Source organism: Agrobacterium sp. Azo12 (assembly GCF_029193765.2).
Classification (GTDB): domain Bacteria; phylum Pseudomonadota; class Alphaproteobacteria; order Rhizobiales; family Rhizobiaceae; genus Agrobacterium.
Genome location: NZ_JARFYO020000001.1, coordinates 2,422,544 through 2,447,578 on the forward strand (window position 1 = coordinate 2,422,544; position 25,035 = coordinate 2,447,578).

A 25,035-nucleotide genomic window follows, 5' to 3' on the forward strand; every position below is an offset into this window, starting at 1 on the left:
GCGATATTGATGTTTTCAGTTAAATCCACCAGCTTTGCACATGCAGAACCCGCGCACCCGGTGCGCGAGGTACAGACTGTATCCGTCAATCTGTCGGGCCGCATCATGCTGCCGGACTATGAGGAATATGACTGCACCATCACGGACATGACCTCGGAAATCGCGCACTTCACCTGCGTGGCGATGGGACATCAGGGCGATCGCGTTATCGCCTACCTGCAGCACATTGGTAGACTTGAAGGCAAGATTACTGCGATTTACGCGTCCGGTTTTACGATTTCGATTACCGCGACCGAACGCAAACGGGAAAAACTTTCTGCGCAGCTGGCATGGATTGCCAAGCGCCAGGAGCTCGGCCTGCCGGAAGATCGTCGCCACGATCGTCTGGCGCCGCGCAAATCACGCGCCGAACTGACTCTGGAAGATGGCAACGTCGTTTTATGCCGCATCATCGACCTTTCACTGTCCGGTGCCGCCATCGAAGTTGACGATCGCCCGGCCATGGGCACCATCGTCAGACTTGGCGCCATGAAGGGCCGCATCGTGCGCCACTTCATGGAAGGTGTCGCGATCGAATTCGATCGGGTACAGTCGCGCGATGCGCTGCTGGAGTTCCTTTAAGAGACCCGAACTCACCAGATCTGACCACATCAAGGCCGCCGCAATGCGGCCTTTTCTTTTGCCGATAACCTAACGCGCGATGCCGAACTGTGTCCGCCTGTACCAGTCTGATGCAGTTTTGGCAGAAAACAGACCGTTTTTACCCCACACATCCAATGAACGGCCTTTGATGTTTTTTTTCGAGAACATCAAAATATTTTTTGCGGTCAAAATTCACCTTGCCTGTGCCACGGGGTGTTTTTGCAAGTATATTTCCGCAAAAAACAGAAACGCACACCATCACATTGACCCATTTTGGCGCATTCTGGTCAGGCATCACCGCCCGGACACCAAGGCAATAAAAAGGCAAATATCATTCATTTTCAGATAGATAAACAAAGGAAAATTTGCAATACGGGCTTTGAATTTCGCTAAAATTTTAGTCAAATACGCATAAAATAAAGCTCAAATACGCTTAAATATAAATTCAAATAAGTCGAAGAATTTCAGAAAAACAACATCAAATTTACGCGGCAATATTTGCGTGACCTAAAAATTTGCATGCGATTGTCTCCTCAACACGGGAGACAGGTAATGAACAACAAAAAACAACTTGGTTTCTTGGCCGCTACACTTTTTATGATGGCCTTCACATCTCAGGCATATGCTTCGCCAGCCGCCGCAATGCGTATTATCGGAAAAGCAAATCCGCCGATTGGCCACTACGAATTCTGCCAGACCTACAAAAGCGAATGCGTCGCCACATCGGCTGATCGCGGACCGCTCAAACTGAACAAAGACCTCTGGAAGATGATTCTGGACGTCAACTACACCGTTAACACCACCATTACCCCGATGACCGATATGGAAGTCTATGGTGTGGAAGAACGTTGGGCCTACCCGACGACAGTGGGCGACTGCGAAGACTTTGTTCTTCTGAAGCGCAAGATGCTGATGAACAAGGGCATCGAAGCCTCCAACCTGCTGATCACAGTCGTTCTGCAGCCGAATGGCGAAGGCCATGCCGTGCTGACCGTGCGGACAGACCATGGTGACTTCATTCTCGACAACATGCGCAACCGGGTCATGGACTGGTCGGAAACCGAATACACCTATCTGAAGCGCCAGTCGGCCGGCAATCCGGCCCGTTGGGAAAAGATCCAGGATGGCCGCGCAACAGCCGTTGGCGGTATCAACTAAACAATGTCATCCCGGACCGCAGGCCGGTTTGGGATGATACCTATACTTGAGAGGAATTGGCCCGGTCCGTCCCCCTACCCCGTCCCCTGACCGAGCCATGAGCCGGTTCCGTTGCCCCGGAACCGGCTCACTCTTTTTTGGCTCAGTCAACTGCCGAAATCACTGGGTAATCTGGGCACGACGGTACGATCGCAGGCTGTTTCAGCCGCGTGTCGTCTTCTGGTGACAGGCTTTAAAGCAGGCCGAGTTCGGCCAGTTCGCGCTTCAGATCAGAGGGCAGATCATCCGCACCGCCATCCGAACCACCGAGATCACGCGGCGCATCTTCTGATGTCAGATAGCGCCATCCCTGAAACGGCCGTTTTGGTGCTGGCGATGTTTCAATGACCTCCGGTCCCAGCACCAGATCACATCTGGAAATGCCGTCATCGCCCTTGAAGGTCTTGATATCGAGAAAACGCTGGCGCGCCAGAACCTGCCCCTTGATCACCCAATAAAGAGAGCCGCCATCCAGCAGCTCTTCAACGCGCTTGGGGATCATGCGTGTGGTGTGAATGCTGTGCGGCTCAAGCCCGGCAGCAATGGCCAGCAGCGACCGCTGAGAAACCCAATCCCGCAAATCCTGAAGCGAATCTGCGCCAACGCATAATTTGAGAAGATGAAGTGCCATGGTCTTCATCAATGCCTATTTGGCGCAGTCGTCAAGACATGTCGGCATCTTATTAACAAAGCCTTTGGCCGCACGCCCCATGGCGTGCGACAGGAAAGGTCGGCAGTGCCGTCCCTTTAAACTCAGCACTCCACCACATTGACGGCAAGACCGCCGGTCGAGGTTTCCTTGTATTTCTCGCTCATGTCGTTGCCGGTCTGACGCATGGTTTCAATGCAGGCATCCAGTGGCACGAAATGTTCGCCATTGCCCTTGAGCGCCAGCGAAGCGGCAGTAACCGCCTTCACCGCACCGAGCGCATTGCGCTCGATGCACGGTATCTGCACCAGACCGGCAATCGGGTCGCAGGTCATGCCCAGATGGTGTTCCAGCGCGATCTCAGCAGCATTTTCCACCTGTTCAGGCGAACCACCCAGCACGGCAGCAAAACCGGCAGCTGCCATTGCCGATGCCGAACCAACCTCACCCTGGCAACCAACCTCGGCACCGGAGATAGAGGCATTGTGCTTGATGATGCCGCCAATCGCCGCTGCCGTCAGCAGGAAGTCCCTGACGTCATCAATCGACGCATCCTCGTGGAAATGACGGAAATAACGCACGGTCGCCGGCACCACACCCGCGGCGCCATTGGTGGGGGCTGTCACCACCCGGCCACCGGAAGCGTTTTCTTCATTCACGGCCATGGCATAAACGCTCAGCCAGTCATTGGCGAGCAGCGGATTGGGCCGGTTGCTGCGCCATTCGACATTCAGCTTTTCGTGAATGTCATGGGCACGGCGTTTTACCTTCAGGCCGCCAGGCATGATGCCTTCATTGCGCAAGCCACGGTCGATACAGCCATTCATTGCATCCCAGATCTGGTCGAGACGGGCATTCAGCTCATCACGCGACACAATGATCTCTTCATTGGCACGTTTCATCTGGGCAATGGTGCGGCCGGAACTGCGTGCCATCTCCAGCATTTCGCGCGCCGAAGAGAAAGGATACGGCACGCGCACGGTCTTAGTAGAATCACTGCCGCCGTTACGCAGCGCCTCAAGTTCGGTGTCGGTGACGACAAAACCGCCGCCGATCGAATAATAGATCCGCTTCAACAGCACACGACCTTGCTTGTCGAGCGCCGAAAACGTCATTCCATTGGCATGGCCGGGCAACGGGTTCTTTTTGTCGAACACCAGGTCTTCATCCGGCTTGAAGCCATAGGCCGGGTGACCGGGCGGACAGACCTGCGCGGTTTCCTCGACCTTGGCGATGATGCCGTCCATGGCGTCAGGATCCACCGTATCGGGCTTTTCACCCGCCAGTCCCAGAATGACGGCACGACCGGAGCCATGGCCAATACCGGTAAAGGCCAGTGAGCCGTGCAGGCTGACCTTGATGTGGCTGACAACTGCGGTGGCGGGTTTGGGCCAGTCATCCGTCAGCAGCAGCGCCAGAAAACGGTTTGCCGCCGACATCGGGCCCATGGTGTGAGAACTGGACGGACCGATACCGATCTTGAAGACGTCGAAGACCGAAAGAAACATTGCTACGCCTTATTCAATTGCATTGACGGCAATCATTTTAGCGCAAAGCGAAGACATTCGCCATCGATTAGCGTCAGACGCTGTGTTCGTGGCGACATATCAGCGCCAAAGCGGCGTGGCCGCAGACAACATGGCTCTGAAAACAAAAACAGCACGGCTTGGGGCCATGCTGTTTTTTAAAAGAACTAAAATACGAGAGACTATTACGGGCTGCCAAAAATGTACGTCAATGCGAGAAAAGCGGCAAAACCTGCGAGTGCGCGAATAGTTACACCCCAGCAGGATTTCTGAGCGGTTTCTTCCATGATTACTCCAGCTTGTTTACTCTCCGGCCCGCATTCACTGCGGTCGCCGTTGGTGAAGCATTTATTAAAATCTCACGACAGATGCAATTGCAAAAGAAGGCGAAATGGAGGCAATTTTGAAAAGCAGCCATGCCCTTGGCGCATGGGTATAAGAAAAATCAAGCCGTTACAGGGGCTTTTGCGCTCGCCTTATGAGAGTGAAAATGTCTCATTTTGGTCCAAAGTGTAACCAACCGACCCACTTTTTGTGACAGGCGACCAGTTTTGCACAACCAGAGACTTTATAACGCATCGTTGTGATACACCTGTAGTCGTTGCCAATTCCCGCACTTGCCAGAGCGTCCGGTATTTTCTAATTCGGATTCGTTGGCTTAAACATCAGAGGCATTCCCATGCAGGCTTCCCCTTCTTTTCCAGACCGCGACACCGTTGCAGCGAAATTGACCAGCCTGTCGGGCGAGGATCAGGCATGGCTGAAACTGCTGATGGAGAATGCCCAGCAGGACGAAAGCCTGCTTGGCGGTTTGCAGCTTTACCTTGAGCAGCAGTCGGCGGCCCGCTTCCTGAACTCGTTGAAACTAGAAACCGGTGGGGAGTGGCTTGGCACCAATGCACCCGCCCGTTTGCAGATCCGCCTGAACGAAGTTTCGCGCTCCAGCCAGCATCCGGCCTTTGCCGCCTTCAAGAAAGGTCTTGGCAAATCGGGCGGACTTGAAAAAGCCTACCCGAAATCTGCACTCTGATCCCAAACCTCAGGGCATCTTTTCGACCACCGCGATGATCGGCCCCAGCGGCGAATGATCATCGCGCCGGTTGCGCTCGGGTATTTCGACACTGGAAATAGAACCGTCCAGATACAGCGCGTTTTTCACATTCAGCTTGTCACGGAACAGCGTTGCAAAATCATAGAACCGCACCAGCGCATCAACGATGACAAAATGCACCTTGCCGTCGTCTGACACACCCACACCGTTACGACGGTTCAAGCTGTCGCTTTCCGGCAGAAAGCGCGGATGCACATTACCGTTTATCAGCAACATCGGCCCGGACTGGGTGGCAAAATCAGGCTTTATGCCACTCTTCACATAGGCATCTGTTTCCAGCACCCCTGCCTTATCGCCTTGCAGGTAAAACACGCCGTTTGGTTTCAGGTGAAAATTGCCCCAGCCGAAACCGGTGCTGATGCGTTTCAGCTCCCGCCCATACTCCACATACAGACCGACCGGGGACAGGTTGCGGTGGTACATGCCGCCATTCATGGCAAATCTGGTGAACAGTCCACGTCCCCAAAGGGAGGACGACAGATTGGCAAAGGAGCCAAAAAACTGGCCTGTTATCGGGTCGCGGTCAAAAATGCGGATAGAATCAGTGCGCGGGTCAAAGGTGCAGACGGTGTAATTTGCGCCCGTATGTTCAATATCTTCACATGCGGCCACCGTACTCACTCCACCCGCCAGTAAAAAACACCCTGCAACAACTGCCAGTCTCGACCAAACCAACGCGCCAAACCTCCCATTTCATCTGTGTGATACCCGCCAAATCTGGCGGGTTGGCGGTAAGAATGCGTCAATAGTGGTTAACAAAAGCAAAATCTGCGGGTTTCGAGGCACCAAAATTAACCAGCCGTTAACCATGATTAATGCTTACTCCGCTTCAGCACCATGAATGAACAAGGTGCCTTTAACGGGCGATGAGAAGGCTCGAACACATCTAGAGGTTCAGATATTATGCCAATCATTACTATTGCAAATACAAAGGGTGGCGCTGGAAAAACAACAGTTGCCGTTATTGTGGCCAGTGAACTTGCACGGCTTGGCCACCGTGTAACCCTAATGGACGCGGACCCTCAGCAGTGGGTATCGCGCTGGCATGCCCTTGCAAAAGCACCCAAGAATCTTTCCGTGGTATCCGGTATCACCGACGACAATATTGAAGACTGCATCAAGAGCGCCAAGAAACGCGGCGGCTATATCCTGATCGACCTGCCCGGTGGCCGCTCGCCACTGCTGGCCAAGGCAATCGGTTTTGCCAACCACGTGATGGTGCCGGTTCAGGGTTGCGCCATGGACGCCATTGGCGGCGCGCAAATTCTTGAACTGATGAAAGACCTGTCCGAAAAATGCGACATCCACATTCCACATTCGGTTGTGTTGACGCGCATCAGCCCCATCATCACCACCCGTTCCATGCAGGCGGTCAAAGGACTGCTGGCCGAGCGCCAGGTCCATGTTCTCGACACTCCGTTGATTGAACGTGCTGCCTACCGCGACATCTTTGTATCCGGCGGTTCGCTTGATAGCATGGACCCGGAGCGCGTCAGCAATCTGGACAAAGCCAGGGACAACGCATTTGCACTCGCCAGCGAAATCCTGGCCCTTGTACCAAAAGCCACCGCAAAGTCCGTGCCTGCTGTTTCCAGAACAACGAAAAAAGCCGCCTGATTTCTCAGACGGCCTGACCGTGACTTCAAAAACGCCGCCGACGTTCCCTCGAAAGACGTCGGGCGGTGCTTTTGTTTGCCGCATCTCCTGGAGATTTTAGCGCGATGCTGCGCGGTCTACACTGCGACCGGCATCCTGAGTTGCATCAACAGCATTTGCTGTGTCTCTGCCAACGCCGCGAATTGTATTGCCGCAGGCGCTCAGCATGGTGACGGCAGCGAGAACAGTAACGATGGCGGTAAGTTTACGTGATGTCATAAGATGTCTCCCCGTGTAGGACGTTCAAAAGGAACGTTGGAACTTGCGGAAGCGTAACGTCGCGATGTGCATTTGGTTCCCGCGGCAACAAGAAAAAATAAAACCTCTGCGCGCTTAATTCATTTTTGAAACAACATGCGCAATCTGCTGGCCAAACAGTGGAGCATTTGGATGCCGGATAATGAGACAGATGACGTGCAAAAGCTGCAACCCGCAGCCGTGCAGGGCCGGATCGTTATATTCACCGCCGGCGGTCTCAACCCGCAGGTGATGATCAACGCCTTGTCAGATCGCTTTGCCGATATTCACATCATCCAGGAACGGCCGGAATCAAAAAGTGAGATTGTAAAACGTCGCGCCAGACGTCTTGGCTGGATCAACGCTTTTGGCCAACTGGCAACGATGATTGCGTCGCGGCTTTACAAGAATGTCGCTGCCAAACGCTCGGCACACATCATTGCGCAGCACGGCCTGAAAGCTGAGGAAACCCCTGATATTCCTGTCATCAACGTCCTGTCACTTAACAGTGACGAATGTCGCAGGGCGGTGGTAGCACTGAAACCCGATGTGGCCTTCACCATTTCCTGCCGTATTCTTTCGGAAAAAACCCTGGCCGCCATACCCTGCCCGGTCATCAATTTTCATGCGGGCATCAACCCGATGTATCGTGGCCAGATGGGTGGTTACTGGTCGTTGGTCGAAAATGATGCCGGCAATTTTGGCGCAACGGTGCATCTGGTCGACAAGGGCGTGGACACCGGCGGCACTTTGTATGAGCAGCGCACCACACCTGATAAGGCCGATACCATGGCCACCTACCCGCTCTTATTGACGGCGGTTTCCACGGGCATCGCCATTTCTGCGATCGAAGATGCTCTGTCGGGCACCCTGAAACCGTATCATCCAGCCGGGAAGTCCGTGCTGCGTTTCCCTCCACCGGTGTGGATTTGGCTGTGGCACGGCATAAAAAGGAATATCTGGTAGTCGCCAGTCGCATTTCTACAATAGAAGTGTCGTGTTAATTAAAGAAGCATCCAATAGAAACAGGCATGTTTCACAAAAAGGAATGTGCACACTTTGAAACAAATCGCAGCCTCAATCGAAGTTTCCCCCAAACAGGCAGTCGAATCGAAAGACTTGCCCGGCCTGTTTCCCGAGGGGACGTCGGTCTATCTGACGGATATCGGCACCGAGCCGCTGGACATCATGATCGATGCGGCAAAGCGGCTGCGCGATCTGGGCTATGAACCTGTGCCGCATTTTGCAGCGCGCCGCATGCCATCCCGCGAACTGCTGGAAACCCGCATCAAACGCTCTGCCAGTGAAGCCGGGGTCAAGGATGTGCTTATCATCGGGGGCGGTGTGCCAAAACCCCTGGGTGAATTCACCAGCGCCATGGATTTGATCAACAGCCGCCTGTTTGAAAAATACGGCATCAACCGCATTGCCGTTGCCGGCCACCCCGAGGGAAGCCCGGACTTTAATGACGCGGTTGCGCAGGAGGCCCTGCAGCAGAAACAACTTTATGCTGACACCAGCGGCACCGAACTGCGCCTGTTGACCCAGTTCGGCTTTGCACCAGACAAATTCATCACCTGGTCTGAAACGCTGAAACAACAGGGCATTACCCTGCCCGTCCACATTGGTGTGGCAGGTCCGGCGAAGGTGACCACACTCATTAAATATGCAGCCTTGTGTGGCGTCGGCAATTCCATTGCCTATCTGCGCAAGAACGCCCTGTCGCTGACCGCGCTTGCCACCCGTCATTCTCCTGAAGGCGTGGTGAAACCGATTGAGGATTTTTGGCTCAACAATCCTGACAGCGCCATCCGCCAAATGCATGTTTTCCCATTTGGTGGTCTGGTCAATTCTGCGCAGTGGTTGCGGGAGCGCGGCACATGGCCACCTTCTCTCTCCCCCACCCAGGGCGCCGCAACTCTATAAAATGATCGCGCATCGCCGTCATAAGCGATGCTTGATCACTCAGACCGATTTCACCAGTTCGGCAAAGGCGTTGCGAATGCTTTCAGCCACCGTCTCAATCGGCCGGGATGGCTTGTCGCAAACCAGCAGACGAATATCGAACCAGCCAAGTTCCGGCAGTCCTTCCTTATCGCCCAGAATGACCATGTCATTTTGCACATAGGAGCGCGGCAAGGGCGCAATGGCGAGATCCGCGGCAATCGCCGCATGCTGCGCCATGGTGTGGCCGCTCAGATAAGCAACGCGGTAGGAGCGATTGCGTTTATCGAGCGCGGTAATGGCGTCGGAACGCCAGATGCAGCCATCTTCCCAGATGGAAATCGGCAGCGGGTCACGCAGATGCGCCGTTCCACATTTCGCACCGGCCCAGACGAGCCTTTCACGCATCATCACCTCACCAGTGTTGCGCAGCGGGTGTGAAGCACAGTTGACCAGCGCCAGATCCAGACGTTTTTCATCCATACGCTTGTAAAGGCTGGAGCTGGAATCAATCGTCACATCCACCATGATGCCCGGGAAAACCTCGGCAAAGCTCTTGAGGATACCCGGCAGCAGCCCGCGCTCGCCAATATCCTCGGGCGCGCCCAGCCGCACGACGCCAGACAGTTCCGGCATGATGAAACGCGACACCGCCTCGTTGGACAGCGCAATCATCCGCCGCGCATAGGTCAGCAGCATTTCGCCATGCGCCGTCAGTGTTACGGACCGCGCGTCGCGCAGGAACAATGTGGTGCGCAACTGCTCCTCAAGTTTCTTGATCTGCATGGAAACCGCCGATGGCGTGCGAAACACCACCTCAGCCGCCGTGGAGAAATTTCCCGTTTCGGCAATGGCCACAAACGTTCTCAGGATATCATTGTCCAGCAACGGCAAGGGCTGGCGAAACGGAACGGTCATGAGGCGCGCCTTCAAAATAATTTGAACGAAGCGACCTTACTATTATTTTTTCTGAACTTCAATATCGGGCACAACTCGGCATCACGACTTTAAAAACCACTCGTGGTAAAACGTCGCACGCCCCCGAAGCGTCTTCCCATCCCGGCCGGAATTCTCATATGACAAGGATGAAACGCAAATGGAGACCGTGACGTGACACGCCGTACCCTGCTGGTGACAACAGCTTGTCTGCTCTGTGTTTCTATACCTGTTCATGCCGAAGGTGATGCGGCCCGCGGCAAACAGGTGTTCAGCATCTGCGCGCCATGCCATGCCATTGAACAGCCAAGCAACCGCATGGGACCGCATCTGGTCGGCATCATGGACAGGCCTGCCGGATCAATCGAAGACTACAAAGCCTATTCGCAGGCAATGAAAGATGCAGGCGCCAATGGCCTTGTATGGTCAGAAGATCAACTGTCGCAATTCCTGGCGAGCCCGAAGAAATTCCTGCCGGGCACATCCATGCGGTTTTTCGGCTTCTGGACTGAGGACAAGGTCGATGACCTCATCGCCTATCTGAAAGAACAGTCCGCCGAACAACAGGCACCGAAACCATAAGCAGAGCCAGATCACGGCCCGTTGGCCAGAACCTCTTCGGCATCTTCAAAGCTCATGGCAAATACCTTCTTGCCAATATCGAAGCTGAAGCCGCTGCGCGCAAAGGACGACATTTCCTTGCCATGGCGTTTTTCATCGAGATCGACACGCCGGAACGGCCCAAATGCCCGTTTGCGCGCAAACACCACAGCGGCGTAGAGATCATCCGCCTCATCCAGCGCCACGGCTGCCGTCTCTGATGCCACACCCTTGATCGACAGTTTCTGGGCAATCATCCGCCGTGATTTGCCGTTCCTCACCGCATTGCGGGTGGTAATGCCGGCAAAGACCTCATCATCCAGCGCCTTGAGATCATAGCCGATCTTGACCGCTGCATCCGCCAAAGCCTGCACCTGCTCCGGCGTTATGCCCTCGAACTTCTTCTGCGCCTTGCGTTTGATGGCAGTGGCCAACTGCTGCTCGGACATGATCTGCCGCTGCAAACGATAAAGCGTCGAGTTCTTGGCCCAAGACAACATGCGCTTGGTCGGCACGGTGCTTGGTTCATTATCAAAGATTGGCGGTGGTTCAGGTTCAAACACGGGATTCGCATGGCATTCAAGAGTTGACGGGTAGTAGTCTTAGAGTTCAGCGGTGGTCAAACAAGTAAAAACAGTACGATTGTCTCAACGAGATAAAACAATTGCAACTTTTAACATTCTGACTTGCCCCGCAAACCCTCTTGGGTTTTATTTTGACGGACTTAATTAAATCCAGGGAATCATCGGATCATGAGTGCAACTACAGAAGGAATGCGTTTTTCCCACGTCTACCTTCTGCAACCTGAACTGTTGCCCGACAGCAAACGTATGCGTCACCGCTTAGGTATCGCCATAACTAGTCTAGGCGGCCCCGATTTTCTTCAGCAACTTGGTCAGCATATTGAAAGGGAGCATGGCATTCCCGTACACAATGCGCGCTACAAAGATTATTGGCCTAACATAGTGCAGAAGTTCGAGCTTCGGGATGTGTTGGATTTGATTACTGTGGTGTTCAATTTCATTTCGGACACAAATCGAGAGAGGCTACAACATAAGAGAAATAACTTCATATTTTCTTGTCGCAGAATTTTTGAGGAAGAACAAGTTCGCTACAAGATTGATGACCGCGGCGGGGTACGCTTCTCCGTAGATGTCGAGTTTGAAGCTCATCGAACCTCAACAATATTAACTATCTCGTCCAAACGATACACTGCAGTTAGAACTCTCTATGAAGAAGCGTATTTACACTTAGACAAGTCCCCACCAGACGCAAAATCTGCCCTTCGATCTTCATTCAACGCCACAGAATGTCTATTCCGCTTGATGTTTTCCAACGCCCATCAGTTAAGTGCTAGTGAAGTACAGAAACATCTGGAGCCACTTGTGAACCGGCTATATGACGGTCAAAAACCTGCAATTAATTTGGCGCAGAAACTCGTCGCATCACTCAAAGACTGGATAGATGGAGCGCACTTTTACCGCCACGAACCGGGTTCTGAAGAGCCAGTTCAACCTCCCTTGGAACTCGCTATTTATATGCTCAGTGAGGCAAGCGGCCACATACGTTGGTTAGCAAAACTGGATGAGATGAATAGCTAGACGAAAAAGCCGTAACGAACCCTGGAGGTATGAGGTGGAATACAAAATCGCAACGGCGAGCGATTTGGCGAAGGTCTTTCGACGCAACGATGAGCGAATGACTACCGAATATGTTGCCGCAGGCTTCAATCCACGCAAAATCAAAGAACTATTCAACGCTTCGATAAAAGTCGGACAGGCACACACTCTCACAGAAAAAGGAGAGCCATTGGCAGTGATCGCTTGGCAATTAAATAGCCAAGGAATCGCCACTACATTTGCTGGTAGGCCTGAGTTCTTCAACCCAAGTTTTGTTAGGTTTTGTCGACGTCATATTAGACATATTCAGATCGATAATAAAAACATTCCTGTTGTCGCTTGCAGCTATGGAACTCATGAGCAGCTTCAACGGTGGTTTGAGTTATTAGGCTTCACTAAACAGCGAAAATTTGGTGCGGCTACGGTATACTACTTACAGCCCAAACATGCCGGTGACCTCTGAACCTCTACATGGCTTCAATTTGATCAACGCATTAACTAGCTCGGCAGATTTCGCAACTGCGTTTCGCCCTGCCCTTCGGCAGTGCATAATGATCATTTCCGGGAGAAAAAAGGCCTCTGAAATTCAGGCAATAAAAAAGGCGGCAGAGCCGCCATTTTTATTTTTAAACCAACAAGTCGTTGATTTAACTGGTGCGGTCGAGAAGACTCGAACTTCCACGGGTTGCCCCACAGCGACCTCAACGCTGCGCGTCTACCAATTCCGCCACGACCGCATCGTGGTAGAGTGTCGTCCTTGCGGCGACGAACGAGCATGTAGCAAAAGCATTTCCGGTACACAAGTGTGTCGTGACAGTTTTTTGAAATTAAAAATCGGAAGCTGAATTCCTACATTCAAGAAGCCCGGAAACCGGGCCTTGCAGCCCTATAATCATTCTGCGAAAAGGCTGTGGAAAGGACGCATATTATGCTCACACGCACCGATTTTGAAAAAACAATGCTGCCAACGGTCGAGTCAGCGCCTGTTGAGTGGCGAATCTCGGACTGTCCCGTGCCCTATGAAGAGGCCATGGCCGAGATGGAAGCTCGTGTCGGCGCCATTTCAGAGGGCAAGGCAAACGAACTGGTCTGGCTTCTGGAGCATCCGCCTCTTTATACGGCCGGCACAAGCGCAACATCAGCCGATTTGCTGGAGCCAAGCCGCTTTCCCGTCTACCAGACCGGGCGTGGTGGCGAATATACCTATCATGGCCCCGGCCAGCGTGTTGCCTATGTGATGCTGGACCTGAAACGCCGCCGTCAGGATGTGCGCGCCTATGTGAGCTGTCTTGAGGAAGTGATTATCCGCACGCTGGACAAGATGAATGTGCGCGGCGAACGTCGGGAAGACCGTGTTGGCGTGTGGGTGCAGCGGCCGGAGCGCCCTCGCCTGCTGGATGGACGTATTGCCGAAGACAAGATTGCTGCCCTTGGCATTCGCTTGAGAAAGTGGGTAAGTTTCCATGGGCTTGCCATTAACGTCGATCCTGACCTGTCACATTTTTCCGGTATAGTGCCATGTGGCATTTCGGAATTCGGCGTCACCAGCTTGGTGGATCTCGGTCTTCTTCTGATGGTGAGCGATGTTGACCCGCTGTTGCGCCAGTCCTTTGAAGAAGTATTTGGCGAGACGATCAACGAGACTGCCTGAAGACTGATTGATAACGGGTGGAGGACCCGGCCCGCTCCTTTCGATTTTACAACAACCCCAAAAGGAAAGAGACAATCATGTTCACAACATCAGCCTATGCCTGTGACGACGGTTCTTCCCCTCTGAAACTCGCCTCGATCAAACGCCGCGATCCCGGTGAGAACGATGTTGAAATTGAAATCGAATTCTGCGGCGTCTGCCACTCCGATATCCACACGGCACGCGGCGAATGGGCGGGCAGCCTTTATCCTTGCGTGCCCGGCCATGAAATCATCGGTCGTGTTGGCCGCATCGGCGCCAAGGTCACCAACCTCAAACAGGGCGACCGCGTCGGCGTTGGCTGCATCGTTGACAGTTGCCGCGCCTGCGACAGCTGCCGTGAAGGTCTGGAGCAATATTGCGAAAACGGTATGACCGGCACCTATAATGCGCCGGACAAGGCGATGGGTGGCAATGCCCATACGCTTGGCGGTTATTCTGGCCATATCGTTGTCGACAGACGTTACGTGCTGCGCATTCCAGAAACTTTGGATGCAGCAGCTGCTGCACCGCTTTTGTGCGCTGGCATCACCACCTATTCGCCCCTGCGCCACTGGAAGGCTGGCCCCGGCAAGCGGGTTGGTGTTGTTGGTCTCGGCGGCCTTGGCCACATGGCCGTGAAACTCGCCAATGCCATGGGCGCAACGGTTGTCATGATTACCACCTCGACTTCCAAGGCCGATGACGCCAAGAAACTTGGTGCCCACGAGGTGATCGTGTCGCGTGATGCAGACCAGATGGCAAAGGCTGCTTCCAGCCTCGACCTGATTATCGATGCGGTAGCCGCCGACCACGACATCAATGCCTATCTGGCGCTTCTCAAGCGCGATGGCGCGCTGGTGCAGGTTGGCGCACCGGAAAAGCCGCTGTCGGTTCATGCCTTCAGCCTTATTCCCGGCCGCAAGACCTTTGCCGGTTCGATGATAGGTGGCATTCCTGAAACCCAGGAGATGCTGGATTTCTGCGCCCAGAAGGGCATTGCCGCCGAAATCGAGATGATCAACATCGATCAGATCAATGATGCTTATGAACGCATGATAAAAAGCGATGTGCGTTATCGCTTCGTCATTGATATGAAGAGTTTGCCCAAACAGGCTGCTTAAGCAACAAGGGGCGCGACCAGCGCCCCTTTTTTCTGCCGCTGCTGTTCGGTGATGACAAACAGCAAATGTGGTGGCAGCAGATATGGCAATGACGCAGGATAATTCCAGCAGCAATTCCTTCCGTGGCATGATGATCATGGCCGGGTGCATGGTGGTCTTGCCGGCCATGGATGCCATTGCCAAATACATGGCCACCTATGGCGGCATGTCACCGGGTCAGGTTACTTTCTACCGTTTCTTTTTCCAGCTGGTTTGCACGCTACCGCTGTTGCTGGCCGTGTCGCCAAAAGCGCTGTTGTCCACCCGCCGGCCGTTTCTCAACCTGTTACGCGGCGTGCTACATGCTGCCGCAAGCCTGATGTTTTTCGTGGCGGTCAAATACATGCCGCTGGCAGACGTGTTTGCCATCTACTTTGTTGAGCCCTTCATGCTGACCATGATGTCGGCGCTGTTTCTGGGTGAAAAGGTTGGCTGGCGGCGGTGGCTCGCCATCGTCATCGGTTTTGGCGGGGCGATGATCGTCATTCAGCCAAGTTTTGAAATCTTCGGTCTGAAGTCGCTGCTGCCGGTGGCATGCGCATTCCTCTTTACACTCTACCTGTTCCTTAACCGCGCCATGGGTGATGGCGACACGCCTTTGACCATGCAGACCATGGCCGGCATTGGTGGGACATTGTTCATGGCGGTGGCGCTTGGCATTGGCCATTCGCTTGGCGACGTGGATTTTGAAATATCACTGCCTGGTAACAGCCAGGCATGGCTGCTGCTGATTCTGCTCGGCGCGATCTCCGGTTATATGCACCTGCTGGTCGTCAAAGCGTTTCGACTCGCCCCAATCTCGCTTTTGGCGCCCTTCCAGTATTTCGAAATCATCTCGGCAACGGCGCTGGGATTCGTTCTGTTCAGTGATTTCCCAAGCCCGTCCAAGTGGCTCGGCATCCTTATCATCGTTGCATCGGGCCTTTTCATCATCTGGCGGGAGCGTGTTCGCGCCACCTGAAGGATAAATCGGCATATGAATGGGAGGAAAATTCATTTCCCGACACCAGCAAGATAGCTGTTGCACAAGATAACGGACAAGATTCGACAAGGAAAAAACCGGAAAAAATCATCCGGTTTGCTGGCGATCCAAACTATTAAGCAGAAAGGTGCGGTACTATTTCTCTCAAATATCTTTGTGCATTTCTGCCCTAGATCTCTCAATGTCACAGGCATTGAAACAGTCTTTTACGGCCACAGAAGCCCGCGTCTCGGACTGGCACAAGAACAACAGATCATTCAAATTTTATCTGAAATGTGAAGGCTTCATTAGCCGTCTTTATTGGCATCTCGTAAACCGTTCGCATCTACGCTTTGCCCAGTTTCATGATGAAACGGAGAGACGAAAGATGAATAATATGGGTGCTGCTTTCCCGCTGCCCGGCGAGGAAACAGGGCAGCGTTACATTGATGATACGACTTTTTTACGAAAACGAGCATTTCCAGACGGCATCAAGACAACAGCAGACGTTACGGCACTTATTGCGTTGAACCGGACGATTTCTCCCGACTCGGACGGCTGGGCCAGATTTTTTGTCGATAGCCTGACTGACTTCATTGTCTTTCACAGCTATCCGCAAGGGTCGATGGATACTTACAATGCCGACTGGTTTGTTGCGACCTTTGCGCCGGAAGGCATTATTCACAACAAGCTGAAACTGGCACTGTTACAAAACATCATCCGCAAGGCCCGTTATACGCCGGTGTCACTGCGGGTGCTGGCGCTCAACCAATTGCGGCTGGCCATTATTGCCCGCAAGGGCGCCTATGCAGATTTCCGTTCTGATGATGCGGTCATTACCGCGCAGGACATGGACTATATTGCCAGCCTGATCGACCTGCCATTGCAAACAACTGGAACATCCCTCCAGGCAGCCGAGCTTGCAGTGCTGCGCCATATCGATAACGCCGTCAAAGAGGATGGCAACCATCCCGACTGGGTGGAACTGATGGAAACCGTCAAAACCCTGTCAGCCCGCAAGTCCTCCCGCATGCAAAGCAATGGCTGGCTGCAACTCAATTCCGACATGCTGTTTGGCGACGCCGCCAAAGCCTGAAACCCACCCCCGTGCGACATCCTTTGGTCCAGCTTCGCACGGGGCGCATGAAACCCCGCTATTGCCTTATAACGAATTAGTTTTTTGCATTTTTCGCCTTGTTTAGAATAACAAGCTCAGGCAAAAGTCTGACATATAACAATTCGCTCAAGGAGATACCCGATGGATGTACGCGCAGCAGTCGCCGTGCAGGCAGGCAAACCGCTCGAAGTCATGACCGTCCAGCTTGACGGCCCACGCGCCGGTGAAGTGCTCATCGAAGTCAAGGCAACGGGTATCTGCCACACTGATGATTTCACGCTGTCGGGCGCTGATCCGGAAGGCCTGTTCCCGGCCATCCTCGGCCACGAAGGTGCCGGTATCGTTGTTGACGTTGGCCCCGGCGTGACCTCGGTCAAGAAGGGCGACCACGTCATTCCGCTCTACACGCCGGAATGCCGCGAGTGCTACTCCTGCCTGTCGCGCAAGACCAATCTCTGCACCTCGATTCGCTCCACGCAGGGCCAGGGCGTGATGCCTGACGGCACCTCGCGTTTCTCGATCGGCAAGGACAAGATCCACCACTACATGGGCTGCTCGACCTTCGCGAACTACACGGTTCTGCCGGAAATCGCGCTGGCCAAGGTCAACCCCGACGCGCCGTTCGACAAGATCTGCTACATCGGTTGCGGCGTGACCACCGGCATCGGCGCCGTCATCAACACGGCCAAGGTCGAAATCGGCTCGACGGCGATCGTTTTCGGTCTCGGCGGCATCGGCCTCAACGTGCTGCAGGGCCTGCGCCTTGCCGGTGCGGACATGATCATCGGCGTTGACATCAACAATGACCGCAAGGAATGGGGCGAAAAGTTCGGCATGACGCACTTCGTCAATCCGAAGGAAGTCGGCGACGACATCGTGCCTTACCTCGTCAACATGACCAAGCGTAACGGCGACCTGATTGGCGGCGCGGACTACACATTCGACTGCACCGGCAACACCAAGGTCATGCGTCAGGCGCTGGAAGCCTCGCACCGCGGCTGGGGCAAGTCTGTCATCATCGGCGTGGCCGGTGCTGGCCAGGAAATCAACACTCGTCCGTTCCAGCTGGTCACCGGCCGTAACTGGATGGGCACTGCCTTTGGTGGCGCCCGTGGCCGTACCGACGTTCCGAAGATCGTGGACTGGTACATGGAAGGCAAGATCCAGATCGACCCGATGATCACTCACACCATGCCATTGAAAGACATCAACAAGGGCTTCGAGCTGATGCATTCCGGCGAAAGCATTCGCGGCGTGGTGGTTTATTGATTACCTCGCAAACCTATACAGTCGATGTGCGGAGGCTCAACGAGTTCTCCGCCATCGAACTTTACGCCATGCTGAAACTGCGCGTGGATGTGTTCGTTGTCGAGCAGGAATGCCCCTACCCGGAGCTGGATGGCAATGACATCGACTGCCTGCATTTGCGGTTGATGGCTGGTAACGAATTGCTGGCCTGCGCGCGGCTGTGGCGGCCCTCAAATGAGGTGCTGCCGCGCATTGGCCGCGTTGCCGTGTCGCCCGATCATCGCGGCAAGAAACTCGGCGAAGCACTGATGCGGGAAGCCATCATCGCCTGCGAACGCGAATATCCCGGCGAGGCCATTGAGATATCGGCGCAAAGCCATTTGCAGCGCTTTTACGGGTCGCTCGGCTTTACAGTCACATCGGAAGAATATGTCGAGGACGGCATTCCGCACGTCGACATGATACGGTCTGTACCATGATCTATGTTGACGCCGATGCCTGCCCGGTCAAACCCGAAATCCTCAAAGTTGCCGAACGGCACGGTCTGGAAGTGACATTCGTCGCCAATTCCGGACTGCGCCCGTCGCGTGATCCGATGATCAAGAATGTCATTGTGTCCAATGGCTTTGACGCCGCCGATGACTGGATTGCCGAACGCGCCAAGGATGGTGACATTGTGGTCACCGCCGATGTGCCACTGGCCGGACGCTGCGTATCTGCAGGCGCATTGGTGACAGGCCCGACCGGACGGATATTTGATGTTGCCAATATCGGCATGGCAACCGCCATGCGTGACCTTGGCCAGCACCTGCGCGAAACCGGCGAAAGCAAGGGTTACAACCCGGTTTTCAGCCCGCGTGACCGCTCAGCTTTTCTCGAGACACTTGACCGTCTTTGCCGCAGGGTCAAAAAATAAACCTGCAAACAGGGGAAAGCCATGCGTGAAGGCGGAAAACGGCACGGCATAGACAGGCGTCATCGCCCGTTCCTGATCGCGCTTTTGCTGGCGGCGCTCTCCCTGCCCGCCTCCCTTTACCTGATCCCCGAACTGGCCATCGAAATTGCCGCGCTGATCTTTTTCTTAAGTTATCTGGCGCAGATCGCGCGACGCCTGCATTTGTTGACGGCAGCCCATTTCAAGGCCCATGCCGATAGTGATGATGCACCAGCCATTGCCATCATTGCCGTGACGCTGATTGCCGTTGCCGTGTCGGTTGTCTCCCTGTTTATTGCACTGAATCACACCGATGGTGAAAAACTGCCGGCGCTTGCCATGGCATTTGCTTCCGTGCTGCTTGGCTGGGTGACCATCCACACCATGGCCGCCATGCATTACGCCCACCTGTTCTGGCGGCCGGCCGGTCGCGCTGGCCATACCGAACATAAGGGCGGCATGGATTTTCCAGACACGGAAGATCCCGGCGTTTATGAGTTTCTCTATTTCGCCTTCGTCATTGGCATGACGGCGCAAACCTCCGACGTTGGTGTCACCACCACGGTAATGCGCAAGGCAACGCTTGCCCATTCCATCGTTTCGTTTTTCTTCAACACCGTGCTTGTCGCAGCCTTCGTCAACGCTGCGGTGTCACTGGCCGGTTGATCCCTACACTCCAAGGAAAATTGCATGAAAATCATCTCCCAGAACACATCCTTCGGCGGCATGCAGGGCGTATTTGCCCATGATTCCGAAAGCTGCAAATCCGAAATGACCTTTGCGGTCTATGTGCCACCGAAGGCGATCTCGGAGCCTTGCCCTGTTGTCTGGTATCTCTCCGGCCTCACCTGCACCCATGCCAACGTCATGGAAAAGGGCGAATACCGCCGCATGGCATCGGAACTGGGCCTGATCGTCGTCTGCCCGGACACCAGCCCGCGCGGCAATGACGTACCGGACGAACTGACCAACTGGCAGATGGGTAAAGGCGCTGGCTTCTACCTTGACGCCACCGAAAAGCCCTGGGCCGAACATTTCCAGATGTACACCTACATCACCGAGGAACTGCCTGCCCTCGTCTCGCAGCATTTCCGCATCGACATGAACCGTCAGGGCATTTTTGGCCATTCCATGGGTGGCCATGGCGCGATGACCATCGCCCTGAAAAACCCGGAACGTTTCAAGAGCTGCTCGGCCTTTGCACCCATCGTTGCACCAACAAGCGCTGACTGGTCGGCACCGGCACTGGAAAAGTATCTCGGTGAGGACAAGGCGGCATGGCGCAAATACGATGCCTGCGAACTGGTCAAGGACGGCGCCCGTTTCCCTGAATTCCTGATCGATCAGGGCAAGGCAGACAGCTTCCTGGAAACCGGCCTGCGCCCATGGCTGTTTGAAGAAGCGATTAAGGGAACGGATATCGGCCTGACGCTGCGCATGCACGAGCGTTACGACCACTCCTATTACTTCATCTCGACTTTCATGGACGATCACCTGAAGTGGCACGCTGAACGTTTGGGCTGATTGGCGAATAGCTGATTGGTTCACCTCCGCCTGAATGACGTTGCGCCACCCAGGCCCCTCATTCCCGCACGTGTTGCGGGAATCTAGTCATCCCAAGGACTTGGGAAGGAAAATATACTCTTTTCATCGCGCGTCTGCGCGGCGACTGGATCCCTGTGACATCCCTCGGGTCATACCCGAGGACAGGCAAGACGAAGAGTGGCGCGAGCATGCGTCACATAGATATGCGCTCACAGGCAGCTAACCTTACGTTATGCAAAAACGTAAGTGCGATGAACCCGATATAAGCAGCCATTATGTCAAGGAAAAAGTGCGGTCGCCAGCGTTGCCGGCGCTGGCTTGGCCAGCTGAAATTCTTGAATGACCCGCGAGGCAACGCCATACGCCAGATCACCCTCAAGGCTATCCTTGTCCAGGCCGTAAACCGTGGCGGTAAACTTCGCCTCGGCAATCACTTCCCCCGTCGTCACCGACGCTGCCCGCACCACGACCCGTGCCGATGAGCGTGCCCCCAGCAGGAACGGTTCTTTTTTCACCGATGCCAGACGAATGGTCAGCACCACACGCGGCCGCACGGTGGCGCGGCTGGTGACATCAATCGATTCAGAAACGTAGGAATGCACCATCTGCATCAGTCGGTGCGAAATTTCCGGCTGGGCGGCAACAAAGGCGCCGCGCACATCATAGACCAGCCTGTTTTTATCGGCATCGTCAGGCATTAGCCGAAACGACATCAACGCCAGACAACACACCAGAAACGCGCCGGAACGCAGCACGGAAAAACCGAAAACGTCTGTTGAACCAGAAGTATGCGCGCGTGCAATTCCCGCCCGGTTTCCGAACACGAAAACCGACCAGAACGCTGTGATGCGCTGCCACTGACGTCTCATAATAACGACAACCCCGTCCCTGGGAATATGCCGCTATGATTTCCCGTTAGGGTTACGGAAGCGTTAAGAACCGCTTCGCAGCGATGCAAAAACATCGGCTGCGGCCTGCATATCCACAAAGCGGTGAGCACGCCGCTGCGTGGCCTCTTCGTCTTCGCCCCAATGTTCGGCGGTCCAGTCTTCGTCCAGATGGGCAAAGGTCCAGATGTCTTCCAGGCTCCAGGCGCCCTCGGCAAAGGCCACCGCCAGAATGGCCGAACCGGTGATGGTGGTCATGGTGTGCAGTGCTGCCAACTCAAGGGCCGTATCGTATTTGCGCAGCGTCACCGCAAAGGCGGCAACGGCCTCGCGCGGCTGTTCCTGATGAATAATGCCTTCCACCAGAATGAAGCGTGCGCCGAGATTGTTCGCGGCCCAGTCGATGACAGGATCCCACAGATCGCCCTGACGCTCCACAAGCGCCTGCGGTTCACCGGCCCGGTAGCACAAGAGATCGCTCGATGAGAAACGTAAGATATCTTCAAACACCGCCTGCGTATCAGTGGCCACACCATCAATAGCGGTGTTGACCGTACGGGTGATTGGCATCACCGCCGGATTGACGACCTCTTTCTGCGCATCCCATTCCAGACGCAGCAGATCAGCAAGTGCCTGTGTCGGCACCACCAGCGGCTTCTTGGCAGGCGTGCGAACTGGTTTGCCATCCAGCAACACCGAGAACTGGCCGTCTTCGGCCTCGCCAACCGTGACCTCCTTGTAGAAGCGCTTCGGCAGCGGTTTCTGCATCTGGATTTGCGCACGCAAAATAGGGTCCGGATGGCTCAAGCCTTCGGTCAGATCGTTCAACAGATCACGCATGATTAAGCCTCGTCAATTCGCCTTGATATAGCCGGGTATTTCTCTGGGGTGAGCAACAACGGCATCGGCACCGGCCGCCCAAAGCTCAGGCTCACTGGCATATCCCCACGCCACGCCAATTGCCGTGGCACCTGCAGCCTTTGCCATCTGCATATCATAGATGGCATCGCCAATCACGATCGTATCGGCTGGCACCATGCCGGTTTCGTCACAGCATTCAGTGACCATGCCCGGATGCGGTTTCGACGGGCAGTCGTCAGCAGTACGCGACACGATGAAATGTTTGCGAAAACCATGCGTGTCCATGATCAGGTTCAGGCCACGGCGGGATTTGCCGGTCACCGCACCCATCAGGATTTCTTCACGTGTCGCAAGCGCGGCAATCATCTCGGAAATGCCGTCGAACAAAGGCTCTTGCAGCCCCTCTTCGGCGCGCGTTTCCGAAAAGATCGCCTTGTAATGTGCCGTCATTGCCGTTGCTTCATCATCGACATGCGGTTTGCCCTGCATACGGGCAATCGCAATATCCAGCGTCAAGCCAATAATCGACTTGGTCTGCTCGATGGTCGGGCGATCATAACCAAAATGTACGAACGTGCGCGCCATGACCTCGTGAATGAGCTTCACACTGTCAACCAGTGTGCCGTCACAGTCGAAAAGTACCAGTTTCATTCGTCGTCCTTGTCGCCATCAGCCTGGTCGAACCCGAGAAGGTTCCAGGTTTGCACCATGTGTGGTGACAAAGGCGCAGAGACGCGCAGACGACCACCGGATGGATGCGGAATGTCGATATGGCGGGCGTGAAGATGCAGGCGCTTCTGAACACCACCGGGGAAATCCCAGTTGGGATCATCGATGTAATATTTCGGGTCGCCAATGATCGGATGGCCCATCTGCAAGGCGTGAACGCGAAGCTGGTGCGTACGGCCCGTATAAGGCTCCATCTCCAGCCAAGCCATGGTCTGCGCGGCCGTATCGATCACACGGTAATAGGAAATGGCGTGGTCGGCGCCCTCTTCACCATGCGTGGCAACGCGCATGCGGTCGCCATCCGGCGTTTGCTCTTTCACCAGCCAGCTTGAAATCTTGTCCTGATGTTTGCGCGGCACGCCCCGCACCAGGGCCCAGTAGGTCTTCTTGGTGTCACGCTCACGAAACGCCGCCGTCAGCTTCTGCGCGGCACCGCGTGTACGGGCAACAACGAGAACGCCTGACGTATCACGGTCGAGACGGTGCACGAGGCGCGGTTTTTCACCCTTCGGGCTGACCCAGGCTTCCAGCAGACCATCGATATGGCGGGTAACACCCGAACCACCCTGCACGGCAATGCCGGCCGGCTTGTTGAACACGAACACCTTGTCGTCTTCATGCAGCAGCATGCGGCGCAGCAACTCACCGTCTTCGGCGTGCTTGAGGTCCTTGGAGCCAATCGGCCCGCCTTTGACCTTGGCATCAGAATCGATTGGCGGCACGCGTACCATCTGGCCTGGCTGCACGCGGGCATCAGTCTTTACACGTCCGCCATCAACGCGCACCTGGCCGGAGCGCATCAGCTTCTGCAATTGACCGAAACCCAGGCCGGGATAATGCACCTTGAACCAGCGGTCCAACCGCATACCAGCCTCATCGGCTTCAACCTTGATATGCTCGATACCTGCCATGGGAAATTCCAGTCTCGTTTGTTCTGCCTGCACCAATTATCCGGCAGGCTCTATTATTTAGAACGAGCCTTTAAAACAAAGCGCGGCCCAAGGCCAGCCCGACGCAAACCGCAAGAATTGAAATAACGACACTGGCAACAATATAAACCGCCGAAAGTGCCATTTCCCCGCGCTCAAACAGGCCGACAGCATCAAGAGAGAATGAAGAAAAGGTCGTGAAGCCTCCCAGCACGCCGGTCACTACCAGCAGCCGCATTTCCGTAGACGCATTGAACTTGCGCGCAATCACTTCCGACAGAAAGCCGATTGCCAGGCCGCCAACAACATTCACGGCCAGCGTTCCCCACGGAAAATGTGCACCCCACAAACGAAACGCCCAGAGGTTCACGAAATAACGGGCAACCGAACCGACTGCGCCGCCAATGGCAACAAGCAAAACATGAATCATGCTTCCAGCATAATTCAATGCGTTTCGTCCCGATACACCACGCCAAACAAAATCCAATTTTACTAAAATACAACCACGAGATTTAGCAGGAATGCAACTTGCAGGACATAGGATGAACTATGGTCAAGATTGTCAGATAGTGGAAAGAGATCATGACGCAGGTCTTAAGCATTTCGGCAAATACTGCCGCATACGCTATGGAGGCGTTAAAGCCGGCTCAACGCGAACCGAAAAAGACGGTCGTGGAAGAGGCGATCCATGCGCTTGCCCGCCGGGTCGAGCAAGGCAGCGACCAACAACTGCGCGCGCTCATCAACGTAGTCAAACCACCATCATTGGCGCTTTATTTCCTGACCAGCAGCCATCATCAGAATCCCCAGGCGACCTATGAACAGGTTCAAGAAGCCTATGAGGATAATGAAAGCAAACACGAGGCCGCATAGGC

Annotated in this window: 30 protein-coding genes and 1 tRNA gene; 19 read left to right on the forward strand and 12 right to left on the reverse strand. The window is 54.7% G+C overall.

Going from position 1 to position 25,035, the window contains the following annotated elements; all coding sequences use genetic code 11:
• Nucleotides 1-9 precede the first annotated feature (9 nt).
• The gene (locus PYL13_RS11525; RefSeq protein WP_275641475.1) at nucleotides 10-621 is read left to right on the forward strand and encodes a PilZ domain-containing protein; all 612 of its coding nucleotides are present in this window, start codon (nucleotides 10-12) and stop codon (nucleotides 619-621) included.
• A gap of 573 nt (nucleotides 622-1,194) precedes the next feature.
• Nucleotides 1,195-1,800: a transglutaminase-like cysteine peptidase gene (locus tag PYL13_RS11530; protein ID WP_405049399.1), complete on the forward strand. Its 606-nt coding sequence runs from the start codon at nucleotides 1,195-1,197 to the stop codon at nucleotides 1,798-1,800.
• Nucleotides 1,801-2,032: 232 nt separating this feature from the next.
• On the opposite strand, the gene PYL13_RS11535 is transcribed toward PYL13_RS11530, so the two are convergent.
• Together PYL13_RS11535 and PYL13_RS11540 are read right to left on the reverse strand one after the other, a co-directional pair.
• Complete coding sequence (locus PYL13_RS11535; protein ID WP_192488774.1) at nucleotides 2,033-2,470, reverse strand: DUF1489 family protein; 438 nt, start codon at nucleotides 2,468-2,470, stop codon at nucleotides 2,033-2,035.
• Nucleotides 2,471-2,592: 122 nt separating this feature from the next.
• Complete coding sequence (locus PYL13_RS11540) at nucleotides 2,593-3,996, reverse strand: L-serine ammonia-lyase (protein WP_259146063.1); 1,404 nt, start codon at nucleotides 3,994-3,996, stop codon at nucleotides 2,593-2,595.
• Nucleotides 3,997-4,693: 697 nt separating this feature from the next.
• Here PYL13_RS11540 and PYL13_RS11545 point away from each other — a divergent pair.
• Complete coding sequence (locus PYL13_RS11545; protein WP_192488771.1) at nucleotides 4,694-5,044, forward strand: hypothetical protein; 351 nt, start codon at nucleotides 4,694-4,696, stop codon at nucleotides 5,042-5,044.
• A gap of 9 nt (nucleotides 5,045-5,053) precedes the next feature.
• Here PYL13_RS11545 and PYL13_RS11550 read toward each other — a convergent pair whose 3' ends face one another.
• The gene (locus PYL13_RS11550) at nucleotides 5,054-5,737 is read right to left on the reverse strand and encodes a phosphodiester glycosidase family protein (RefSeq protein ID WP_275641476.1); all 684 of its coding nucleotides are present in this window, start codon (nucleotides 5,735-5,737) and stop codon (nucleotides 5,054-5,056) included.
• A 291-nt stretch (nucleotides 5,738-6,028) separates the two neighbouring features.
• Here PYL13_RS11550 and PYL13_RS11555 point away from each other — a divergent pair, with 291 nt between their 5' ends.
• Nucleotides 6,029-6,742, forward strand: a complete 714-nt coding sequence (locus PYL13_RS11555; RefSeq protein WP_275641477.1) for a ParA family protein — start codon at nucleotides 6,029-6,031, stop codon at nucleotides 6,740-6,742.
• Between the two features lie 96 nt (nucleotides 6,743-6,838).
• Here PYL13_RS11555 and PYL13_RS11560 read toward each other — a convergent pair whose 3' ends face one another.
• A complete protein-coding gene (locus PYL13_RS11560) occupies nucleotides 6,839-7,000 on the reverse strand; it encodes an entericidin (protein WP_192488769.1) in 162 nt (53 codons plus the stop codon).
• A gap of 171 nt (nucleotides 7,001-7,171) precedes the next feature.
• Between PYL13_RS11560 and PYL13_RS11565 the strand changes: the two genes are divergently transcribed.
• Both PYL13_RS11565 and PYL13_RS11570 read left to right on the forward strand, forming a co-directional pair.
• Nucleotides 7,172-7,984 (forward strand): formyl transferase, encoded by an 813-nt coding sequence (locus tag PYL13_RS11565; RefSeq protein ID WP_275642026.1) that lies wholly within the window; start codon nucleotides 7,172-7,174, stop codon nucleotides 7,982-7,984.
• Nucleotides 7,985-8,068: 84 nt separating this feature from the next.
• Entirely contained in the window at nucleotides 8,069-8,944 is an 876-nt protein-coding gene (locus PYL13_RS11570; protein WP_441296637.1) for a methylenetetrahydrofolate reductase, read from the forward strand.
• A gap of 39 nt (nucleotides 8,945-8,983) precedes the next feature.
• On the opposite strand, the gene PYL13_RS11575 is transcribed toward PYL13_RS11570, so the two are convergent.
• Entirely contained in the window at nucleotides 8,984-9,880 is an 897-nt protein-coding gene (locus PYL13_RS11575) for a LysR family transcriptional regulator (RefSeq protein WP_192488767.1), read from the reverse strand.
• A 192-nt stretch (nucleotides 9,881-10,072) separates the two neighbouring features.
• Here PYL13_RS11575 and PYL13_RS11580 point away from each other — a divergent pair, with 192 nt between their 5' ends.
• Complete coding sequence (locus tag PYL13_RS11580) at nucleotides 10,073-10,480, forward strand: c-type cytochrome (protein ID WP_275641479.1); 408 nt, start codon at nucleotides 10,073-10,075, stop codon at nucleotides 10,478-10,480.
• Nucleotides 10,481-10,491: 11 nt separating this feature from the next.
• Here the strand turns inward: PYL13_RS11580 and recX are convergent, their stop codons facing one another.
• On the reverse strand, nucleotides 10,492-11,061 hold the full coding sequence (gene recX / locus PYL13_RS11585; RefSeq protein ID WP_275641480.1) for a recombination regulator RecX: 570 nt from the start codon (nucleotides 11,059-11,061) through the stop codon (nucleotides 10,492-10,494).
• Between the two features lie 189 nt (nucleotides 11,062-11,250).
• Between recX and PYL13_RS11590 the strand changes: the two genes are divergently transcribed.
• Both PYL13_RS11590 and PYL13_RS11595 read left to right on the forward strand, forming a co-directional pair.
• Nucleotides 11,251-12,099: a hypothetical protein gene (locus tag PYL13_RS11590; RefSeq protein WP_275641481.1), complete on the forward strand. Its 849-nt coding sequence runs from the start codon at nucleotides 11,251-11,253 to the stop codon at nucleotides 12,097-12,099.
• A 34-nt stretch (nucleotides 12,100-12,133) separates the two neighbouring features.
• Nucleotides 12,134-12,580 (forward strand): hypothetical protein, encoded by a 447-nt coding sequence (locus PYL13_RS11595; protein ID WP_275641482.1) that lies wholly within the window; start codon nucleotides 12,134-12,136, stop codon nucleotides 12,578-12,580.
• 189 nt (nucleotides 12,581-12,769) lie between these two features.
• Here PYL13_RS11595 and PYL13_RS11600 read toward each other — a convergent pair.
• Nucleotides 12,770-12,854, reverse strand: a tRNA-Leu gene (locus tag PYL13_RS11600).
• A gap of 191 nt (nucleotides 12,855-13,045) precedes the next feature.
• On the opposite strand from PYL13_RS11600, the gene lipB reads away from it, so the two are divergent.
• From lipB to fghA, 9 genes are all read left to right on the forward strand, one after another.
• Nucleotides 13,046-13,768, forward strand: a complete 723-nt coding sequence (gene lipB, locus PYL13_RS11605) for a lipoyl(octanoyl) transferase LipB (RefSeq protein WP_250981679.1) — start codon at nucleotides 13,046-13,048, stop codon at nucleotides 13,766-13,768.
• 77 nt (nucleotides 13,769-13,845) lie between these two features.
• Nucleotides 13,846-14,910, forward strand: a complete 1,065-nt coding sequence (locus PYL13_RS11610; RefSeq protein ID WP_275641483.1) for an NAD(P)-dependent alcohol dehydrogenase — start codon at nucleotides 13,846-13,848, stop codon at nucleotides 14,908-14,910.
• An 88-nt stretch (nucleotides 14,911-14,998) separates the two neighbouring features.
• Nucleotides 14,999-15,910 carry a DMT family transporter gene (locus PYL13_RS11615; RefSeq protein WP_275641484.1) on the forward strand — a complete coding sequence of 304 codons (912 nt, stop codon included), beginning with the start codon at nucleotides 14,999-15,001 and terminating at the stop codon, nucleotides 15,908-15,910.
• A 388-nt stretch (nucleotides 15,911-16,298) separates the two neighbouring features.
• Nucleotides 16,299-17,006: a hypothetical protein gene (locus tag PYL13_RS11620; protein ID WP_275641485.1), complete on the forward strand. Its 708-nt coding sequence runs from the start codon at nucleotides 16,299-16,301 to the stop codon at nucleotides 17,004-17,006.
• Between the two features lie 162 nt (nucleotides 17,007-17,168).
• The gene (locus PYL13_RS11625; RefSeq protein ID WP_275641486.1) at nucleotides 17,169-18,296 is read left to right on the forward strand and encodes an S-(hydroxymethyl)glutathione dehydrogenase/class III alcohol dehydrogenase; all 1,128 of its coding nucleotides are present in this window, start codon (nucleotides 17,169-17,171) and stop codon (nucleotides 18,294-18,296) included.
• Entirely contained in the window at nucleotides 18,296-18,754 is a 459-nt protein-coding gene (locus PYL13_RS11630) for a GNAT family N-acetyltransferase (protein WP_275642027.1), read from the forward strand. The genes PYL13_RS11625 and PYL13_RS11630 overlap by 1 nt, the downstream gene beginning before the upstream one ends.
• Complete coding sequence (locus tag PYL13_RS11635; protein ID WP_250981683.1) at nucleotides 18,751-19,191, forward strand: YaiI/YqxD family protein; 441 nt, start codon at nucleotides 18,751-18,753, stop codon at nucleotides 19,189-19,191. The genes PYL13_RS11630 and PYL13_RS11635 overlap by 4 nt, the downstream gene beginning before the upstream one ends.
• A 21-nt stretch (nucleotides 19,192-19,212) precedes the next feature.
• Entirely contained in the window at nucleotides 19,213-19,875 is a 663-nt protein-coding gene (locus tag PYL13_RS11640) for a DUF1345 domain-containing protein (RefSeq protein WP_275641487.1), read from the forward strand.
• 24 nt (nucleotides 19,876-19,899) lie between these two features.
• Nucleotides 19,900-20,733 carry an S-formylglutathione hydrolase gene (gene fghA, locus PYL13_RS11645; protein WP_275641488.1) on the forward strand — a complete coding sequence of 278 codons (834 nt, stop codon included), beginning with the start codon at nucleotides 19,900-19,902 and terminating at the stop codon, nucleotides 20,731-20,733.
• Nucleotides 20,734-21,032: 299 nt separating this feature from the next.
• Here the strand turns inward: fghA and PYL13_RS11650 are convergent, their stop codons facing one another.
• The 5 genes from PYL13_RS11650 to crcB form a co-directional block, all read right to left on the reverse strand.
• Nucleotides 21,033-21,623: a hypothetical protein gene (locus PYL13_RS11650; RefSeq protein ID WP_368077680.1), complete on the reverse strand. Its 591-nt coding sequence runs from the start codon at nucleotides 21,621-21,623 to the stop codon at nucleotides 21,033-21,035.
• A 63-nt stretch (nucleotides 21,624-21,686) separates the two neighbouring features.
• Nucleotides 21,687-22,481 carry an ATP12 family chaperone protein gene (locus tag PYL13_RS11655; RefSeq protein ID WP_275641489.1) on the reverse strand — a complete coding sequence of 265 codons (795 nt, stop codon included), beginning with the start codon at nucleotides 22,479-22,481 and terminating at the stop codon, nucleotides 21,687-21,689.
• A 12-nt stretch (nucleotides 22,482-22,493) separates the two neighbouring features.
• The gene (locus PYL13_RS11660) at nucleotides 22,494-23,153 is read right to left on the reverse strand and encodes an HAD-IA family hydrolase (protein WP_275641490.1); all 660 of its coding nucleotides are present in this window, start codon (nucleotides 23,151-23,153) and stop codon (nucleotides 22,494-22,496) included.
• Nucleotides 23,150-24,142, reverse strand: a complete 993-nt coding sequence (locus tag PYL13_RS11665; protein WP_192488755.1) for an RluA family pseudouridine synthase — start codon at nucleotides 24,140-24,142, stop codon at nucleotides 23,150-23,152. Before PYL13_RS11665 ends, PYL13_RS11660 begins: the two co-directional genes overlap by 4 nt.
• A 70-nt stretch (nucleotides 24,143-24,212) precedes the next feature.
• Nucleotides 24,213-24,590, reverse strand: coding sequence for a fluoride efflux transporter CrcB (gene crcB / locus PYL13_RS11670; protein ID WP_250981688.1), 378 nt, complete (start codon nucleotides 24,588-24,590; stop codon nucleotides 24,213-24,215).
• Between the two features lie 152 nt (nucleotides 24,591-24,742).
• On the opposite strand from crcB, the gene PYL13_RS11675 reads away from it, so the two are divergent.
• Complete coding sequence (locus tag PYL13_RS11675) at nucleotides 24,743-25,033, forward strand: hypothetical protein (protein WP_192488753.1); 291 nt, start codon at nucleotides 24,743-24,745, stop codon at nucleotides 25,031-25,033.
• Nucleotides 25,034-25,035 lie beyond the last annotated feature (2 nt).

Coding starts and splice junctions, on each gene's coding strand:
- PYL13_RS11635 (WP_250981683.1), top strand. CDS start 18,751: ATGATCTATGTTGACGCCGATGCCTGCCCGGTCAAACCCGAAATCCTC.
- PYL13_RS11620 (WP_275641485.1), top strand. CDS start 16,299: ATGAATAATATGGGTGCTGCTTTCCCGCTGCCCGGCGAGGAAACAGGG.
- PYL13_RS11655 (WP_275641489.1), bottom strand. CDS start 22,481: ATGCGTGATCTGTTGAACGATCTGACCGAAGGCTTGAGCCATCCGGAC.
- PYL13_RS11650 (WP_368077680.1), bottom strand. CDS start 21,623: ATGAGACGTCAGTGGCAGCGCATCACAGCGTTCTGGTCGGTTTTCGTG.
- PYL13_RS11660 (WP_275641490.1), bottom strand. CDS start 23,153: ATGAAACTGGTACTTTTCGACTGTGACGGCACACTGGTTGACAGTGTG.
- PYL13_RS11665 (WP_192488755.1), bottom strand. CDS start 24,142: ATGGCAGGTATCGAGCATATCAAGGTTGAAGCCGATGAGGCTGGTATG.
- PYL13_RS11610 (WP_275641483.1), top strand. CDS start 13,846: ATGTTCACAACATCAGCCTATGCCTGTGACGACGGTTCTTCCCCTCTG.
- PYL13_RS11530 (WP_405049399.1), top strand. CDS start 1,195: ATGAACAACAAAAAACAACTTGGTTTCTTGGCCGCTACACTTTTTATG.
- PYL13_RS11525 (WP_275641475.1), top strand. CDS start 10: ATGTTTTCAGTTAAATCCACCAGCTTTGCACATGCAGAACCCGCGCAC.
- PYL13_RS11560 (WP_192488769.1), bottom strand. CDS start 7,000: ATGACATCACGTAAACTTACCGCCATCGTTACTGTTCTCGCTGCCGTC.
- lipB (WP_250981679.1), top strand. CDS start 13,046: ATGCTCACACGCACCGATTTTGAAAAAACAATGCTGCCAACGGTCGAG.
- PYL13_RS11555 (WP_275641477.1), top strand. CDS start 6,029: ATGCCAATCATTACTATTGCAAATACAAAGGGTGGCGCTGGAAAAACA.
- PYL13_RS11625 (WP_275641486.1), top strand. CDS start 17,169: ATGGATGTACGCGCAGCAGTCGCCGTGCAGGCAGGCAAACCGCTCGAA.
- PYL13_RS11540 (WP_259146063.1), bottom strand. CDS start 3,996: ATGTTTCTTTCGGTCTTCGACGTCTTCAAGATCGGTATCGGTCCGTCC.
- PYL13_RS11535 (WP_192488774.1), bottom strand. CDS start 2,470: ATGGCACTTCATCTTCTCAAATTATGCGTTGGCGCAGATTCGCTTCAG.
- PYL13_RS11565 (WP_275642026.1), top strand. CDS start 7,172: ATGCCGGATAATGAGACAGATGACGTGCAAAAGCTGCAACCCGCAGCC.
- crcB (WP_250981688.1), bottom strand. CDS start 24,590: ATGATTCATGTTTTGCTTGTTGCCATTGGCGGCGCAGTCGGTTCGGTT.
- PYL13_RS11615 (WP_275641484.1), top strand. CDS start 14,999: ATGACGCAGGATAATTCCAGCAGCAATTCCTTCCGTGGCATGATGATC.
- PYL13_RS11575 (WP_192488767.1), bottom strand. CDS start 9,880: ATGACCGTTCCGTTTCGCCAGCCCTTGCCGTTGCTGGACAATGATATC.
- PYL13_RS11640 (WP_275641487.1), top strand. CDS start 19,213: ATGCGTGAAGGCGGAAAACGGCACGGCATAGACAGGCGTCATCGCCCG.
- fghA (WP_275641488.1), top strand. CDS start 19,900: ATGAAAATCATCTCCCAGAACACATCCTTCGGCGGCATGCAGGGCGTA.
- PYL13_RS11590 (WP_275641481.1), top strand. CDS start 11,251: ATGAGTGCAACTACAGAAGGAATGCGTTTTTCCCACGTCTACCTTCTG.
- PYL13_RS11675 (WP_192488753.1), top strand. CDS start 24,743: ATGACGCAGGTCTTAAGCATTTCGGCAAATACTGCCGCATACGCTATG.
- PYL13_RS11545 (WP_192488771.1), top strand. CDS start 4,694: ATGCAGGCTTCCCCTTCTTTTCCAGACCGCGACACCGTTGCAGCGAAA.